This is a genomic window from Citrobacter sp. LUTT5 (assembly GCF_009905315.1).
In the GTDB taxonomy this organism is placed as follows: domain Bacteria; phylum Pseudomonadota; class Gammaproteobacteria; order Enterobacterales; family Enterobacteriaceae; genus Citrobacter; species Citrobacter freundii.
This window is the reverse complement of record NZ_CP047606.1, coordinates 834,817-850,571: the sequence shown is the minus strand read 5'-3', so window position 1 is coordinate 850,571 and position 15,755 is coordinate 834,817. Positions and strand designations below refer to the sequence as shown.

The following is a 15,755-nucleotide window of genomic DNA, read 5'->3' as shown; positions in this document are numbered from 1 at the left end:
CAGACAACACTTAGTTGAACAACGCATGAACGTGCGCAACACCTTCTTTTGCCAGTTGAAAAGCAATAAACCACATCACTAATCCTACCAGCGTATTGATTATGCGCTGCGCTTTAGCAGTGCGCAGACGCGGAGCCAGCCAGGCCGCCAGCAATGCCAGACCGAAAAACCACAGGAACGAAGCGCTGACGGTTCCCAGCGCAAACCAGCGCTTCGGCTCAACGTCCAGTTGCCCCCCCAGACTCCCCAGCACCACAAAGGTATCCAGGTAAACATGGGGATTGAGCCATGTCACCGCCAGCATGGTGGCGATGATTTTCCAGCGCCCCTGCTTCATCACCTCGGCACTGGCCAGTTCCAGATTACTGCTCATCGCCGTTTTTAACGCCCCGAAACCGTACCAGAGTAAAAAAGCCACCCCACCCCAGGTGACCAGCGCCATCAGCCATGGTGACTGCATCAGCAAGGCGCTACCGCCAAAGATCCCCGCACAAATCAGCACTAAATCGCTGATAGCACAGAGTAAAGCAATCATGATGTGATACTGGCGGCGAATGCCCTGGTTCATCACGAAGGCGTTTTGCGGACCAAGCGGAAGAATCATGGCCGCACCAAGTGCAAGCCCTTGAAAGTAATACGATAACACGTTAATCATCCCGAACTGTTTCTCTTAGGAGCAGACTATAGCGCGGGGAAAACATTAGCGGAAATGGATAATTTTAATCGTAGATTAGGGAAATTAATGGAAAGAAAGTTTTTATCGGCCCGGAAAGCGATAGCGCCTCCGGGCGCGTAATTACTCTGCCGCGCGCTCTTTCACACGCTTGAAGTTCACATCCATCTGCGGATACGGGAAGCTGATGCCGTTGGCATCGAACTCGCGCTTAATGCGTTCCAGCACATCCCAGTAGACGCTTTGCAGATCGCTGCTGTTGCTCCAGACGCGTACCACAAAATTAATTGAGGAAGCCCCCAGCTCATTCAGGCGTACCGTCATTTCACGGTCTTTAAGAATGCGATCTTCCGACTGAATGATATCAGTGAGGATTTTTTTCACCTGATCGATATCGGAGTCGTAAGCCACGCCGATAATAAATTCGTTACGACGAACCGGCTCACGAGAGAAGTTAATGATGTTCCCGGCAATAATTTTACCGTTCGGGATCACTACAATCTTACCGTCAACGGTACGCATGGTGGTGGAGAAAATCTGCACGTTGAGCACGGTTCCCGCTACGCCGCCGAGATCGACATACTCACCCGCACGGAACGGACGGAACATTACCAGCAGGACACCTGCGGCGAGGTTGGACAGCGAACCTTGCAGCGCCAGACCGACGGCTAAACCTGCGGCACCGAGAACGGCGATCACGGAGGCTGTTTGCACCCCAACGCGGCCCAGAGCGGCAATCAGCGTAAAAGCGATAATACCGTAACGCACCAGTGCAGAGAGGAAGTCGGCAACAGTGGCATCAATTTTACGCGCCAGCATCAGGCGGTTAACGGTATTTGATACAATGCGCGCCACGATCATACCGATAATGACAATCGCGATGGCCGCAACGATGTTGACGGCATAGCTCAACAGCAGTTCCTGGTTGCGCACCAGCCAGGTGCCCGCACCGTTTATGCTGTCGACAACATTCAAATCTTCCATTCAATATTCCTTTTTTGCTTACCCAAACGGGAGAAATAAAGCCGCCCTAACGGGACTGGCAACCTGACAAGGGTAAACAATAAACCTGGATTTTGCCAAACAGATCACAGAATTCTCTGCCAGCAGAACGTTGACATAGCAATAAAAAAGGCCCGCATTTGCGGGCCTCATGTCACGTGGAACTGCGTAAATTACAGAACGTCAACCGCGTTCAGTTCTTTGAAAGCCTGTTCCAGACGGGTGATCATGGTTGCCTGACCAGCACGCAGCCATACGCGCGGATCGTAGTATTTCTTGTTCGGCTGATCTTCGCCTTTCGGGTTACCCAACTGGCCCTGCAGGTAAGCTTCGTTTGCTTTGTAGTAGTTCAGAACGCCTTCCCAGGTAGCCCATTGGGTATCGGTGTCGATGTTCATTTTCACTACGCCGTAGCTTACGGAGTCTTTGATTTCCTGAGCAGTAGAACCGGAACCACCGTGGAAGACGAAGTTCAGGCTGTTGTGCGGCAGGTTATGTTTCTTAGAAACATAGTCCTGAGAGTCGCGCAGGATGGTCGGGGTCAGAACGACGTTACCCGGCTTGTAAACGCCGTGTACGTTACCGAAGGAAGCTGCGATGGTGAAACGCGGGCTGATTTTGCTCAGCTCGGTATATGCGTAATCAACGTCTTCCGGCTGGGTGTACAGTGCAGAAGCGTCCATGTGGCTGTTGTCCACACCGTCTTCTTCGCCACCGGTGCAACCCAGTTCGATTTCCAGAGTCATGCCCATTTTGGACATGCGCGCCAGGTATTTGGAGCAGATTTCGATGTTCTCTTCCAGAGACTCTTCAGACAGGTCGATCATGTGAGAAGAGAACAGCGGTTTGCCGGTTGCTGCGAAGTGTTTTTCGCCCGCGTCCAGCAGACCGTCGATCCACGGCAGCAGTTTCTTCGCGCAGTGGTCAGTGTGCAGGATAACCGGAACACCGTAGTGTTCAGCCATCTGGTGAACGTGATGCGCGCCAGAGATAGCACCCAGGATTGCAGCGCCCTGAGGAACGTCGGACTTCACGCCTTTACCAGCGATGAAAGAAGCACCACCGTTGGAGAATTGTACGATTACCGGCGCCTTAACTTTTGCAGCAGTTTCCAAAACGGCGTTGATGGAGTCGGTACCCACGCAGTTAACAGCTGGCAGAGCAAAGTTGTTTTCTTTAGCTACCTGGAAAACTTTCTGTACGTCATCACCAGTGATTACGCCTGGTTTTACGAAATCAAAAATTTTAGACATTTTACGAGTCCTGTATCTTCGGCCTTGGAAAGGGCGCGCGCCCTAAAGCGCGCTAAAATAAGGGCAGGTTTCCCTGCCCATTAAATTCTTACTTTTTAGCACGCTCTTCGAGCATGGCTACTGCTGGCAGTACTTTGCCTTCCACGAATTCGAGGAACGCGCCGCCGCCAGTAGAGATGTAGGAGATTTTGTCAGCAATGCCGAACAGGTCGATTGCTGCCAGGGTGTCACCGCCGCCTGCGATAGAGAATGCTTCGCTGTCTGCGATGGCATTAGCAACGATTTCAGTACCTTTGCGGAAGTTCGGGAATTCGAACACGCCAACCGGGCCGTTCCACAGAATGGTTTTCGCATTCTTCAGGATGTCAGCCAGTTGCTGTGCAGAAGCGTCGCCGATATCCAGGATCTGCTCGTCTTCTTTTACATCGCTAACGGATTTCAGGGTAGCCGGTGCGGTTTCAGAGAATTCAGTCGCTACGCGAACGTCGGTCGGAACCGGGATGTCGCAAGTGGTCAGCAGACGCTTAGCTTCGTCAACCAGGTCAGCTTCGTACAGGGATTTACCCACGTTGTGACCTTGAGCAGCAACGAAGGTGTTCGCGATACCACCGCCAACAATCAGCTGGTCAGCGATTTTTGACAGAGAATCAAGAACGGTCAGTTTGGTAGAAACTTTAGAACCACCAACGATAGCAACCATCGGACGAGCAGGTTCTTTCAGTGCTTTACCCAGTGCATCCAGCTCGGCAGCGAGCAGCGGACCTGCGCAAGCGACATCGGCGAATTTACCGATACCGTGAGTAGACGCCTGCGCACGGTGAGCAGTACCGAAAGCGTCCATAACGAATACGTCGCACAGAGCAGCATATTTTTTGGACAGCGCTTCGTCGTCTTTCTTCTCGCCTTTGTTGAAGCGAACGTTTTCCAGAACAACCAGTTCACCAGCAGCGACTTCAACGCCGTCCAGGTAATCTTTTACCAGGCGAACCGGAGCAGACAGTTTGTCTTTCAGGTAGTTAACAACCGGCAGCAGAGAGAATTCTTCGTTGTACTCGCCTTCGGTAGGACGACCCAGGTGGGAAGTTACCATCACTTTAGCACCCTGTTTCAGGGCCAGTTCGATGGTTGGCAGGGAAGCACGGATACGCGCATCGCTGGTTACTTTCCCTTCTTTAACTGGTACGTTCAGGTCCGCACGGATAAAAACGCGTTTACCAGCCAGATCCAGATCGGTCATCTTAATTACAGACATGGTGAATCCTCTCGTTGATTCATAAAGTTTTGTCGACGCTCAAGCGTCGAGCCTGAAACCAATAGCAGCCATCGCTAACGTCGTGTCGAGCATACGGTTAGCAAAGCCCCATTCATTATCACACCAGACCAGCGTTTTGATCAGGTGAGCGCCACTCACGCGCGTTTGCGTACCATCAACGATGGCGCTGTGCGGGTCGTGGTTAAAATCTACTGAGACCAACGGTAATTCCGTATAGTCAACTATACCATGAAATGCACCTTGTGCTGCTTTTTGCAGCAACTGGTTGACTTCACTGGCTTTTACTGGTTTTTTCACCGTCACGCTTAAATCGATCGCCGTCACATTTATGGTCGGTACACGCACCGCTATCGCTTCAAAACGATCGTTAAACTGCGGGAAAATTCGCGTGATGCCCGCCGCCAGTTTGGTATCAACCGGAATGATCGACTGGCTGGCCGCTCGCGTGCGACGCAGGTCAGGATGATAAGCATCAATAACCTGCTGATCGTGCATCGCGGAGTGGATCGTGGTGACGGTACCAGACTCAATGCCGTAAGCATCATCCAGCAATTTAATGACGGGTATTATGCAATTCGTGGTGCAGGAGGCATTGGAAACGATCCGGTGCTCAGCGCGCAACTGATCCTGATTAACGCCAAACACAACGGTTGCGTCGATGTCGTGACTACCAGGATGTGAAAAGAGCACTTTCTTTGCGCCGGCGGCAATATGCGCCTCGCCGTGTTCGCGACTGCCAAAGACCCCCGTACAATCCAGCACAACGTCGACACCCAGCTCGCGCCACGGAAGCGCATCGAGCGTTCGCTCATGCAGAATGCGGATCGCGTCATCGCCAACGATGAGCTGGTCTCGTTCCTGACGAACATCCCAGGCAAAACGCCCATGGCTGGTGTCATATTTCAACAAATGCGCCATGCCTGCAGCATCCGCCAGTTCGTTGATTGCCACCACGGTGATTTCCGCCCGACGCCCGGATTCATACAAAGCACGAACCACGTTGCGTCCGATGCGACCGAAACCATTAATCGCTACGCGTACGGTCATAGGTCTCCTGCAAGGATTTCTCAGAAACGATGTGGCAGACAGAGTAATGCAGCAAATCGCTCAGGGAAACCTTACCTGTCGCAAACTGCGACTAATTGGTTAATTGTCGAACATTTAATCGACTGAAACGCTTCAGCTAGAATAAGCGAAACGCGGAATAAAAGGAATGATTGTCCAGCAACAGAACACAGTTATCTGACTTACGTCACATTTTAACGTCCTTCAACGCGACTTTTATTCCATATTCCAGAATTACGAATAACCGTAGCAAGATTATTTCGTTGCCATGTCACAAATCCTGATTTATATCAGAAAGCTCCCTAACCCGCGTCTATATTATCAGCGCAACGTCCGAGTCTCGGAGTCCCTCAACTATGGCAACATTCTATCCCCAACCATCTGAAGCTCGCTTTCATGCGCTGCGTTTATTACCGGGCCAGGAAGTCTTTTCAGCGCTACACGCTTTTATCCAGCAGCATCAACTACAGGCAGCCTGGATAGCGGGTTGCACCGGCAGTTTGACCAACATTGCTCTGCGCTTCGCCGGACGTGAAGAAACCACATTACTTACGGGTACGTGGGAAATTATCTCTCTGAACGGCACGCTGGAACTTACCGGCGAGCATCTTCATCTGGCGGTTGCTGACCCACACGGCGCGATGCTTGGCGGACACATGATGCCGGGCTGTACCGTGCGAACCACGCTGGAACTGGTGATTGGCGAGTTGACGTCTCTGGCATTCAGCCGTCAGCCCTGCGCCGTTTCCGGTTATGACGAACTGGTTATTTCATCCCGCTAACGATTCACTTATACGAGGTCTTTTATGGCGCGTCGCCAATTTTCCAGCCAGTCTCTGGTTCTTATTGTCATTGCTATCGCCATCAACATGGTCGGTGGGCAGCTTATCAGCATGTTGAAATTACCTATTTTTCTCGACTCGATTGGCACGTTGATCAGCGCGGTGCTGTTAGGTCCGGTTGTGGGGATGCTAACCGGATTACTCACTAACCTGTTGTGGGGGTTGCTGACCGATCCGATCGCCGCCGCCTTTGCGCCCGTCGCCATGGTTATTGGACTGGTCGCCGGTTGGCTGGCACGGGCGGGATGGTTTCGCACCTTACCCAAAGTCGTGGTCAGCGGCGTAATTATCACGCTTGCCGTGACCCTCGTTGCCGTGCCGATTCGCACGACTCTGTTCGGGGGTGTCACCGGCAGCGGCGCCGATCTTTTTGTCGCCTGGATGCACTCGGTCGGTCAGAACCTGGTTGAGTCCGTCGCCATCACCGTCATCGGAGCGAATCTGGTCGATAAAATCCTCACGGCAATCATCGTCTGGGTGCTGCTGCGACAACTTCCGCTGCGCACCACGCGCCATTTCCCTACGATGTCTGCCGTGCGCTAAATGCATCCGTTTACGTCGTTAACTCTGTGGGCGCTTGCCGCCTGCTCCACGCTCCTGCTGCCAGCCGGAGTGCCGCTCAGCTTGTACAGCGCCGCGACGTTTGTCGGTTTGCTATGTATGAAGGCTACGCGGTCGCGGGCGAAATACGTACTCTGGCTGATGATCCCCTTAGGACTGGGGCTATGGCTGGTACACGGCGGATGGCTTACCGAGTGGATTAGCGGGCAGCCGCGCACACCAGAACGCTGGGGCGATGCCGTTACGCTCTGGCTGCGGATCCTGGCCATTGTGTCGACATCGCAGATGTGGATGCAGTACGTGCCGGTTGCGCGCTTTATGCGCGCCCTGTTTGCTTCTCGCCTGCCGCCAGGCGTTGCCTATCTGTTCGCAGGCCCGCTGCTGGTGGTTGAACAACTCAAACGCCAATTGGCGATTATTCACGAGGCTCAGCGCGCACGCGGCGTACCGCTGGATGAGTCCTGGTACCAACGTTTACGCGCTATGCCGGCATTGATTGTGCCGCTCACCCATAACGCGCTCAATGACTTGGCCGTTCGCGGTGCAGCGCTCGATATGCGGGGATTTCGCCTGCATCGCACTCGCACCACGCTATGGGCGCCGCCAGACAGCACCTTACAACGTCTGGCCCGCTACGGTATGGTGGTTCTGATGGCAGTTGAGACAGGAATCTGGATATGGTTACGTTAGAGCAGTTTCGCTATATTCCGACGCACGCTATGCGGCCATCCGCCTGTTACGATTTCCATTACGCCAGGCCTGGTATGGTGGCTATTTTTGGTGAGAACGGCAGCGGGAAAAGTACGCTGGCACAGCTGATGGCTGGCTGGTACCCCGACTTCCTTCCGGGAGAAATTGAGGGCACAGGTACGCTACTGGGTAATCCCATCGGGCAACTATCGCTGGTCGAGCAGTCGAGTACCATCCAGCTTGTGCAGCAGTCACCTTACCTGCAGCTTTCAGGTTGTACTTTCAGCGTGGAGGAAGAAGTGGCGTTTGGCCCGGAAAATCTCTGCCTTGCCGAGACTGAAATTATGCAGCGCATAGATGCCGCCCTTACGCTGACAGAATGTCAGCCTCTGCGCCATCGTCATCCCGGCACCCTTTCCGGTGGGGAAACCCAGCGGGTAGTCATTGCCAGCGCACTCGCCATGCAGCCGAAAATATTGATTCTGGATGAAGCGTTCAGTCGCCTGACGGCGCAAGCCACGGCAATGCTGCTGGCGCGACTGCAACAGTGGGCACAGGAACAGCATGCTTTGGTGATATTTTTCGAACGCAACCCTTCACCTTTTCTCAGCTACTGCCAGCAGGCATGGCAGCTGCGCGACGGAGCATTGTCATCACTATGCTAACGCTAAACCAGGTCAGCTATCGCTGGCCGAACGCCGCCGATGACTGTTTACGCAATATTTCGCTGGAACTCCAGGAGGGGGAATGGCTGGCGCTAACGGGCGATAATGGCGCAGGAAAATCCACACTTTTGCGCATCATGGCCGGGCTACTGACGCCCTCATCCGGCACAATAACCGTTCAAAATCGTGCTATTGCGCAACTGAAAAACCGGGAGCGCGCCAGGGTGCTCGGCGTACTGTTTCAGGAAGCGGAGAATCAAATCTTTCACAGCAAGGTTGCAGAGGAAGTTGCCTTCGGATTACGGCTACAGAAGCTTCCGGCGACTGAAATTGCGCAACGCACGATGGCGGCGCTGCAATTATGTCAGTTAGAGGATGTCGCCGACGCGCACCCGCTCGATCTGCATACTGCACAACGACGTATGGTTGCCGTCGCCAGTCTGGAAGCCCTCAAACCCGCTATTCTACTGCTGGATGAGCCCAGTCGGGACTTTGATGCGCACTGGCTTGGCGTCTTCGAAAACTGGCTGGCAGTGTGTCGTACGCGTGGCGCCAGCATTGTAGCGATCAGTCATGACGCTGCATTTACGCAGCGCCATTTTTCGCGCATAGTACGTCTTGAAGCAGGTCAGCTACGCACGTAACTACCCTGAGAAGCAAAAAACGGGCCGCCTGAGCGACCCGTTTTCACCTGTAATCGAAATTACAGCAGTTCTTTTGCTTTCGCGACCACGTTGTCTACGGTGAAGCCGAATTCTTCAAACAGCAGTTCCGCCGGTGCAGACTCACCAAAGGTAGTCATACCAACAATAGCGCCGTTCAGGCCCACGTACTTGAACCAGTAGTCAGCAATGCCAGCTTCGATAGCGACGCGAGCAGAGACGGCTTTCGGCAGTACGGATTCACGGTAAGCCGCATCCTGCTTGTCGAATGCATCAGTAGACGGCATGGAAACCACGCGCGCTTTCACGCCTTCAGCGGTCAGTTTGTCCCAGGCAGCCACGGCAAGTTCAACTTCAGAACCGGTGGCGATGAAGATCAACTCCGGCTGACCCGCGCAATCTTTCAGCACGTAGCCACCGCGAGCGATGTTCGCCAGTTGCTCTGCAGTACGTTCCTGCTGTGCCAGGTTCTGACGGGAGAGGATCAGCGCGGTCGGGCCGTCCTGACGCTCAACACCGTATTTCCATGCTACTGCGGATTCAACCTGGTCACACGGACGCCATGTGCTCATGTTCGGGGTCACACGCAGAGAAGCAACCTGCTCTACCGGCTGGTGAGTCGGACCATCTTCACCCAGACCGATGGAGTCGTGAGTATAGACCATCACCTGACGCTGTTTCATCAGCGCAGCCATACGCACCGCGTTACGGGCATATTCCACGAACATCAGGAAGGTGGAGGTGTACGGCAGGAAACCACCATGCAGGGAAATACCGTTGGCAATCGCGGTCATACCGAATTCACGTACACCGTAATGGATGTAGTTACCGGCAGTATCTTCGTTGATGGCCTTAGAACCAGACCACAGAGTCAGGTTAGACGGTGCCAGGTCAGCAGAGCCGCCGAGGAATTCAGGCAGCAGAGGACCGAAGGCTTCAATCGCGTTCTGAGACGCTTTACGGCTGGCGATTTTCGCCGGGTTAGCCTGCAGCTTAGCAATGAACTCGTTGGCTTTTGCGTCGAAGTCAGACGGCATTTCACCTTTCATACGACGGGTGAATTCAGCAGCTTCCTGCGGGAAAGCTTTGGCATAAGCAGCGAACTTCTCGTTCCATGCGGCTTCTTTTGCCTGGCCGGCTTCTTTCGCATCCCACTGCGCGTAGATTTCAGACGGGATTTCGAACGGCGCGTATTTCCAGCCCAGCTGTTCACGGGTCAGTGCGATTTCTGCATCGCCCAGCGGTGCACCGTGAGAGTCGTGGGTACCGGCTTTGTTCGGAGAACCGAAACCGATGATGGTTTTGCACATCAGCAGGGACGGTTTGTCGGTCACTGCGCGTGCTTCTTCAACAGCGCGTTTAATCGCGTCAGCATCGTGACCATCTACACCACGAATCACGTGCCAGCCGTAAGCTTCGAAACGCTTCGCGGTGTCATCGGTGAACCAGCCTTCAACGTGGCCATCGATAGAGATGCCGTTGTCATCGTAGAACGCAACCAGTTTACCCAGTTTCAGCGTACCGGCCAGGGAACATACCTCGTGAGAGATACCTTCCATCATGCAGCCGTCGCCCATGAAAGCATAGGTGAAGTGGTCAACGATGTCGTGACCAGGACGGTTAAACTGCGCCGCCAGCGTTTTTTCAGCGATAGCCATACCCACTGCATTCGCAATGCCCTGACCCAAAGGACCGGTCGTGGTTTCAACACCCGCGGTGTAACCCACTTCCGGGTGACCCGGCGTTTTGGAGTGCAGCTGACGGAAGTTCTGCAGCTCGGACATCGGCAGATCATAGCCGGTGAGGTGCAGCAGGCTGTAAATCAGCATTGAACCGTGGCCGTTAGACAGTACGAAACGGTCACGGTCAGCCCAGGACGGGTTAGTCGGGTTGTGGTTCAGGAAATCACGCCACAGGACTTCGGCAATGTCAGCCATACCCATCGGGGCACCCGGGTGACCGGATTTGGCTTTCTGTACTGCGTCCATGCTCAGCGCACGAATAGCATTGGCAAGCTCTTTACGTGAGGACATTTTGACTCCAGATCGGATAATGAAGGCCACGCCCTAAACGACTTGACGACAGCGCGTTTTGGGCTACGCCGGAAAAAAGTGCCAACAATGTAACCCAAGCCGCGTGTCATGTACATGGAGCATCCTTTTACCGCTTCAGAAATCTCTGGATCATGCGCGCAAGTTGCGCAATCTTCTCGCCCGCTTATTGTTCTTTTCTTTATACTTATGCCGAGCGTCGGTTCACCTGCAAACGACGCATTTTTTAGAATAATCCTGACTTTGTGCGGAAGAGAAAAAATGAAAATTCGCGCTTTACTGCTTGCTACGAGCATGGCGGCGGCATTGACCGGCTGCCAGAACATGGACTCAAACGGACTGCTTTCCTCAGGCGCAGAGGCTTTTCAGGCCTACAGTCTGAGCGATGCGCAGGTAAAAGCGCTGAGCGATCAGGCCTGTAAGGATATGGACAGCAAAGCTACCATCGCCCCGGCTGGCAGCGAGTATGCAACGCGTCTTGGCAAAATCGCCGCCGCGCTTGGCGATAACATTAACGGCCAGCCGGTGAACTACAAAGTCTATATGGCGAAAGATGTAAATGCCTTTGCCATGGCGAACGGCTGTATCCGCGTATACAGCGGCCTGATGGATATGATGACCGACAACGAAGTCGAAGCGGTGATCGGCCACGAAATGGGTCACGTTGCGCTGGGTCACGTGAAAAAAGGGATGCAGGTTGCGCTGGGTACGAACGCCGTGCGCGCAGCTGCGGCTTCCGCTGGCGGGATTGTCGGCAGCCTGTCGCAATCGCAATTGGGCGATCTTGGCGAGAAACTGGTGAACTCGCAGTTCTCCCAGCGTCAGGAATCCGAGGCGGATGATTACTCGTATGATCTGTTGCGCAAACGTGGGATCAACCCGGCTGGCTTAGCCACCAGTTTTGAGAAACTGGCAAAACTGGAAGCAGGACGTCAAAGCTCAATGTTTGACGATCATCCGGCATCCGCAGAACGTGCGCAACATATTCGCGATCGCATGAGCGCAGACGGGATCAAATAATCTTCGAACAGTGCCGGATGGCGGCGTGAACGCCTTATCCGGCCTACAGAATTACAAATTTAGTCCAGCGATCGGGCGTTATTGGCGAAGCCAGTTTGAGACCGGACAGCGCACAGCCACCGGAGCGTACACGTAGTACGTGAGGATGGCGAGCACTGCCCGGGTTCAAAATGGCGAGTAAAATAGCCCGAAACCGTTACTCGCCTTTTTTCGCCGCCTGGATATAGAGCATTTCTAATGCTAACGTTGCCGCCGCCAGTGCGGTGATCTCTGACTGATCGTAGGCCGGAGCCACTTCAACAACATCCATCCCGACGATGTTCAGATCTTTCAGACCACGTACCAGTTTAATAGCACGATCGGAAGTCAGACCGCCGATCACTGGCGTACCGGTTCCGGGTGCAAACGCCGGATCCAGACAGTCGATATCAAAAGTCAGGTATACCGGCATATCACCGACAATCTGCTTAACCTGAGCGATAATGTCATCAACGCTGCGGTCGTTAACCTGGCACGCATCCAGTACGGTAAAGCCGTTGTCTTTGTCAAACTCGGTACGAATACCGATCTGCACAGAGTGATTCGGATCGATCAGACCTTCGTTCGGCGCAGTGTAGAACATGGTACCGTGGTCGAATTCGCAGCCGTTCGCGTAGGTGTCGGTATGAGCATCAAAGTGCACCAGCGCCATTTTACCAAAGTGTTTAGCGTGTGCGCGCAGCAGCGGTAGCGTGACGAAGTGGTCGCCGCCAAAGGAGAGCATGCGCTTACCGGCAGACAGCAGCTTCTCAGCATGCGCCTGCAGTTTTTCACTCATTTCACGCGCATCCCCGAACGCATAAACCAGATCGCCGCAGTCCACCACGTTCAGGCGCTCGCGCATATCGAAGTTCCACGGGAATCGGTTGTGCTCCCAGGCCAGGTTGGTGGACACCTGACGGATTGCCGCCGGACCATGACGCCCGCCCGCACGACCAGACGTTGCCATATCAAACGGTACACCGGTGATCACCCAGTCGGCGTCGCTGTCGTACGGCATGAAGTTCATCGGCAGACGTAAAAAACCAAAGGCGTTAGAAACCAGGGAGTTGTCGTATTGATGACCTAAGGTGCTCATGTACTGACCTCTTTAAAAATCGATGAAAAAAAATCCCCTCCGCGTCGTTAAGCCCGACGAGGAAGGGATTGATTTGGTAACTGCATATTTACGGCAAATTATCGCCGTTATTTTGTACGGATTCAAGTGAGTGCCACAAATGCTGCCCCCGCGGATTCCGACTGCCGGATGGCGGCTTCGCCTTATCCGGCCTACTTTCGTAGGAACGGTAAGCGCAGCGCCACCAGGCATTTATCGTTACTCATCTTCCAGATAAGTATAACCGTACAGACCGGCTTCAAACTCTTCGAGGAACTGCTGTTGCAGCTCAGCGTCCAGATCGGTGTTTTTCACCTGGTCACGGAACTGCGTCAGCAGGGTGTTCGGATCCAGCTGCACGTATTGCAGCATATCCGCCACGGTATCCCCTTCGTCGGACAGCTCAACTTCTACGCTGCCGTCAGGGAAGACGAACACGTCAACCGCTTCGGTATCACCAAACAGGTTGTGCATGTTGCCGAGGATCTCCTGGTACGCACCCACCATAAAGAAGCCCAGCATCGGCGGGTTCTCAGGGTCATATTCCGGCATCGGCATGGTGGTCGCAATGCCATCACCGTCAACGTAGTGGTCGATAGCACCATCAGAGTCGCAGGTGATATCCAACAGCACCGCACGGCGTTCAGGCACCTGATTCAACCCTTCCAGCGGCATTACCGGGAACAGCTGATCGATCCCCCACGCATCCGGCATCGACTGGAACAGTGAGAAGTTGACGTAAATCTTATCCGCCATACGCTCCTGCAGCTCGTCGATAATCGGACGGTGCGCACGGTTGCTCGGGTCGAGTTGTTTCTGCACTTCATGGCACATGTTCAGATACAGCTGCTCTGCCCACGCACGCTCCTGCAGGCTAAAGGTGCCTGAAGAGTACCCAACGTGAATATCGTGCAGATCCATCTGGCTGTCGTGCAGCCATTCACGCAGCGAACGACGGGTTCCCGGTTCATGCATCTCTTGCCAGGTTTCCCACATGCTTTGCAGGGCACGTGGCGCATCGTCAGCCGGAGGTGTAGCTTCGGTGTGTTCACTACGCTCAACGCCGATAATGTTAGATACCAGCACGGTATGGTGCGCGGTTACCGCGCGGCCAGACTCGGTGATTACCGTCGGATGCGGCAGACCGTGTTCTTCACAGGCGTCGCCAATAGCCCAGATGATGTTGTTGGCGTATTCGTTCAAACCGTAGTTTACGGAACAGTCAGACTGCGAACGGGTACCTTCGTAATCTACGCCCAGACCACCGCCCACGTCGAAGCACTGGATATTAACGCCAAGCTTGTGCAGCTCAACGTAGAAACGCGCCGACTCACGTACGCCGGTGGCGATATCACGAATGTTCGCCATTTGGGAGCCGAGATGGAAGTGCAGCAACTGGATGCTGTCCAGACGACCACGCTCGCGCAGAATTTCTACCAGTTGCAGCACCTGGTTTGCCGCCAGGCCGAATTTTGATTTTTCACCGCCGGAGGACTGCCACTTGCCAGAGCCCTGCGACGCCAGACGCGCACGCACGCCCAGACGCGGAACGACATTCAGGCGTTCAGCTTCATCCAGCACGATAGCGATTTCAGACATTTTCTCGATGACCAGATAGACCTTATGGCCCATCTTCTCGCCAATCAGCGCCAGACGGATATATTCGCGGTCTTTATAACCGTTACACACGATCACGCTACGGGTCATTCCGGCATGGGCCAGAACGGCCATCAATTCAGCTTTGGAACCAGCTTCCAGCCCCAGCGGTTCGCCGGAGTGGATCAGCGATTCAATCACGCGACGATGCTGGTTGACCTTGATCGGGTAAACGAGGAAATAGTCACCGTTGTAGCCGTAGGATTCACGGGCGCGTTTAAACGCGGCGTTAATCGAACGCAAACGATGTTGCAGGATCTGCGGGAAGCAGAACAATGCAGGCAGACGCTGGCCCTGCGCTTCACGGGCTTTCACCAACTCAGCAAGGTCAACGCGCGCTTCGGGTACGTCCGGATCCGGGCACACGCTGATGTGGCCCAGTTCATTGACGTCGTAGTAGTTATTACCCCACCAGGCAATATTGTAAGTACGCAGCATCTTGCTGGCTTCCTGGGAACTCATTGCAACCTCCTGCATGGAGCGTAGTACACCGTGTTCGCCTGCTGACGAAGGCGAACCCAAAGAAATGTCGTCAGACATAGCGAACCTCAAATTTTATTAACAAGTGTAAAACAGTTGACTACTATCGCAATCCGAAGACGCGATAACAACCCAAATACAGGCAGAATTTGCAGCAGATAGTGCTGACGCTCCGACTGTGCGACCGGTTTCTTTTTCATATCAATGTAAACACGTAACCGAACTTAATGCTGACGGTTCGGCGAAACCACGAGAAAACTCTTGTTTACCAAGAGCGCCCTTGTTCAGTTCTTAGTGACCGTTACCGGCCCTGGAGTCCTGAGAAGCGCCGAGATGGGTATAACATCGGCAGGTATGCAAGATGCAGATTGCGGGGAACATATGTACACCAGAACGGTGCGACAGATTCAGCAGAATACAACGGTTCATTATCTCGTATCACCTCCACGGTTGCTCCTGACGGAACGAACCCACAAGCCAAAGCTAAAGTCTTAACCCGGCTGGAAGTGGCAACACGATGAAAACGTCGTGTGCTTTTGTATGAGCCGCGCGCCGCGTTTTATACCCATAAGGAAGTCAAAAAGCAAAAGATAAATGCGCGCATTGCCAGCACCGTCAGGAAAAATTTCCAGTTACATTTTCAGTACAATGCGACCTCAATCAAAAAAAGCTGGAAATCAGGCGAAGAACTGTCCTAAAATAGCCGTCCAGATGTTAATCCATCTAT

General features: G+C 53.8%; 16 protein-coding genes. 6 read left to right on the top strand and 10 right to left on the bottom strand.

What is annotated here, in order from left to right:
* Positions 1 to 10 precede the first annotated feature (10 nt).
* From argO to epd, 5 genes are all read right to left on the bottom strand, one after another.
* Complete coding sequence (argO, locus tag GUC46_RS04050; RefSeq protein WP_003027005.1) at positions 11 to 646, bottom strand: arginine exporter ArgO; 636 nt, start codon at positions 644 to 646, stop codon at positions 11 to 13.
* A 150-nt stretch (positions 647 to 796) separates the two neighbouring features.
* Positions 797 to 1,657, bottom strand: a complete 861-nt coding sequence (locus tag GUC46_RS04045; RefSeq protein ID WP_003027007.1) for a small-conductance mechanosensitive channel MscS — start codon at positions 1,655 to 1,657, stop codon at positions 797 to 799.
* A gap of 191 nt (positions 1,658 to 1,848) precedes the next feature.
* Positions 1,849 to 2,928 (bottom strand): class II fructose-bisphosphate aldolase, encoded by a 1,080-nt coding sequence (gene fbaA / locus GUC46_RS04040; protein ID WP_003027029.1) that lies wholly within the window; start codon positions 2,926 to 2,928, stop codon positions 1,849 to 1,851.
* 88 nt (positions 2,929 to 3,016) lie between these two features.
* Positions 3,017 to 4,180: a phosphoglycerate kinase gene (gene pgk, locus GUC46_RS04035; protein ID WP_003027032.1), complete on the bottom strand. Its 1,164-nt coding sequence runs from the start codon at positions 4,178 to 4,180 to the stop codon at positions 3,017 to 3,019.
* A 39-nt stretch (positions 4,181 to 4,219) separates the two neighbouring features.
* Positions 4,220 to 5,248, bottom strand: a complete 1,029-nt coding sequence (gene epd / locus GUC46_RS04030) for an erythrose-4-phosphate dehydrogenase (protein WP_003027035.1) — start codon at positions 5,246 to 5,248, stop codon at positions 4,220 to 4,222.
* Between the two features lie 374 nt (positions 5,249 to 5,622).
* Here epd and GUC46_RS04025 point away from each other — a divergent pair, with 374 nt between their 5' ends.
* From GUC46_RS04025 to GUC46_RS04005, 5 genes are read left to right on the top strand one after another with little or no spacing between them, the layout of a single operon-like run.
* Positions 5,623 to 6,048, top strand: a complete 426-nt coding sequence (locus GUC46_RS04025; protein ID WP_003027037.1) for a PPC domain-containing DNA-binding protein — start codon at positions 5,623 to 5,625, stop codon at positions 6,046 to 6,048.
* Between the two features lie 24 nt (positions 6,049 to 6,072).
* A complete protein-coding gene (locus tag GUC46_RS04020; RefSeq protein ID WP_003027040.1) occupies positions 6,073 to 6,651 on the top strand; it encodes an ECF transporter S component in 579 nt (192 codons plus the stop codon).
* A complete protein-coding gene (locus GUC46_RS04015) occupies positions 6,652 to 7,359 on the top strand; it encodes an energy-coupling factor transporter transmembrane component T (protein ID WP_061547623.1) in 708 nt (235 codons plus the stop codon).
* Positions 7,347 to 8,024: an ABC transporter ATP-binding protein gene (locus tag GUC46_RS04010; RefSeq protein WP_032950047.1), complete on the top strand. Its 678-nt coding sequence runs from the start codon at positions 7,347 to 7,349 to the stop codon at positions 8,022 to 8,024. The genes GUC46_RS04015 and GUC46_RS04010 overlap by 13 nt, the downstream gene beginning before the upstream one ends.
* A complete protein-coding gene (locus GUC46_RS04005) occupies positions 8,018 to 8,668 on the top strand; it encodes an ABC transporter ATP-binding protein (protein ID WP_130715135.1) in 651 nt (216 codons plus the stop codon). The genes GUC46_RS04010 and GUC46_RS04005 overlap by 7 nt, the downstream gene beginning before the upstream one ends.
* 59 nt (positions 8,669 to 8,727) lie before the next feature.
* Here the strand turns inward: GUC46_RS04005 and tkt are convergent, their stop codons facing one another.
* Entirely contained in the window at positions 8,728 to 10,719 is a 1,992-nt protein-coding gene (gene tkt, locus GUC46_RS04000; RefSeq protein WP_003027049.1) for a transketolase, read from the bottom strand.
* Positions 10,720 to 10,998: 279 nt separating this feature from the next.
* On the opposite strand from tkt, the gene GUC46_RS03995 reads away from it, so the two are divergent.
* Positions 10,999 to 11,757 (top strand): M48 family metallopeptidase, encoded by a 759-nt coding sequence (locus tag GUC46_RS03995; RefSeq protein WP_003027053.1) that lies wholly within the window; start codon positions 10,999 to 11,001, stop codon positions 11,755 to 11,757.
* A 196-nt stretch (positions 11,758 to 11,953) separates the two neighbouring features.
* Here the strand turns inward: GUC46_RS03995 and speB are convergent, their stop codons facing one another.
* From speB to GUC46_RS24195, 4 genes are all read right to left on the bottom strand, one after another.
* A complete protein-coding gene (gene speB / locus GUC46_RS03990) occupies positions 11,954 to 12,874 on the bottom strand; it encodes an agmatinase (protein ID WP_003027056.1) in 921 nt (306 codons plus the stop codon).
* A gap of 237 nt (positions 12,875 to 13,111) precedes the next feature.
* The gene (gene speA, locus GUC46_RS03985) at positions 13,112 to 15,088 is read right to left on the bottom strand and encodes a biosynthetic arginine decarboxylase (RefSeq protein ID WP_003027059.1); all 1,977 of its coding nucleotides are present in this window, start codon (positions 15,086 to 15,088) and stop codon (positions 13,112 to 13,114) included.
* A gap of 8 nt (positions 15,089 to 15,096) precedes the next feature.
* Positions 15,097 to 15,228, bottom strand: a complete 132-nt coding sequence (yqgB, locus tag GUC46_RS03980; RefSeq protein WP_003027062.1) for an acid stress response protein YqgB — start codon at positions 15,226 to 15,228, stop codon at positions 15,097 to 15,099.
* Positions 15,229 to 15,319: 91 nt separating this feature from the next.
* Positions 15,320 to 15,457: a hypothetical protein gene (locus GUC46_RS24195; RefSeq protein WP_269147429.1), complete on the bottom strand. Its 138-nt coding sequence runs from the start codon at positions 15,455 to 15,457 to the stop codon at positions 15,320 to 15,322.
* Between the last annotated feature and the right edge of the window lie 298 nt (positions 15,458 to 15,755).

Bases quoted from the DNA above. Each gene is read 5' to 3' on its own strand.
- GUC46_RS04045 (WP_003027007.1), bottom strand. From the start codon at position 1,657: ATGGAAGATTTGAATGTTGTCGACAGCATAAACGGTGCGGGCACCTGG.
- fbaA (WP_003027029.1), bottom strand. From the start codon at position 2,928: ATGTCTAAAATTTTTGATTTCGTAAAACCAGGCGTAATCACTGGTGAT.
- pgk (WP_003027032.1), bottom strand. From the start codon at position 4,180: ATGTCTGTAATTAAGATGACCGATCTGGATCTGGCTGGTAAACGCGTT.
- epd (WP_003027035.1), bottom strand. From the start codon at position 5,248: ATGACCGTACGCGTAGCGATTAATGGTTTCGGTCGCATCGGACGCAAC.
- GUC46_RS04025 (WP_003027037.1), top strand. From the start codon at position 5,623: ATGGCAACATTCTATCCCCAACCATCTGAAGCTCGCTTTCATGCGCTG.
- GUC46_RS04020 (WP_003027040.1), top strand. From the start codon at position 6,073: ATGGCGCGTCGCCAATTTTCCAGCCAGTCTCTGGTTCTTATTGTCATT.
- GUC46_RS04015 (WP_061547623.1), top strand. From the start codon at position 6,652: ATGCATCCGTTTACGTCGTTAACTCTGTGGGCGCTTGCCGCCTGCTCC.
- GUC46_RS04010 (WP_032950047.1), top strand. From the start codon at position 7,347: ATGGTTACGTTAGAGCAGTTTCGCTATATTCCGACGCACGCTATGCGG.
- GUC46_RS04005 (WP_130715135.1), top strand. From the start codon at position 8,018: ATGCTAACGCTAAACCAGGTCAGCTATCGCTGGCCGAACGCCGCCGAT.
- tkt (WP_003027049.1), bottom strand. From the start codon at position 10,719: ATGTCCTCACGTAAAGAGCTTGCCAATGCTATTCGTGCGCTGAGCATG.
- GUC46_RS03995 (WP_003027053.1), top strand. From the start codon at position 10,999: ATGAAAATTCGCGCTTTACTGCTTGCTACGAGCATGGCGGCGGCATTG.
- speB (WP_003027056.1), bottom strand. From the start codon at position 12,874: ATGAGCACCTTAGGTCATCAATACGACAACTCCCTGGTTTCTAACGCC.
- speA (WP_003027059.1), bottom strand. From the start codon at position 15,088: ATGTCTGACGACATTTCTTTGGGTTCGCCTTCGTCAGCAGGCGAACAC.
- yqgB (WP_003027062.1), bottom strand. From the start codon at position 15,228: ATGAAAAAGAAACCGGTCGCACAGTCGGAGCGTCAGCACTATCTGCTG.
- GUC46_RS24195 (WP_269147429.1), bottom strand. From the start codon at position 15,457: ATGAACCGTTGTATTCTGCTGAATCTGTCGCACCGTTCTGGTGTACAT.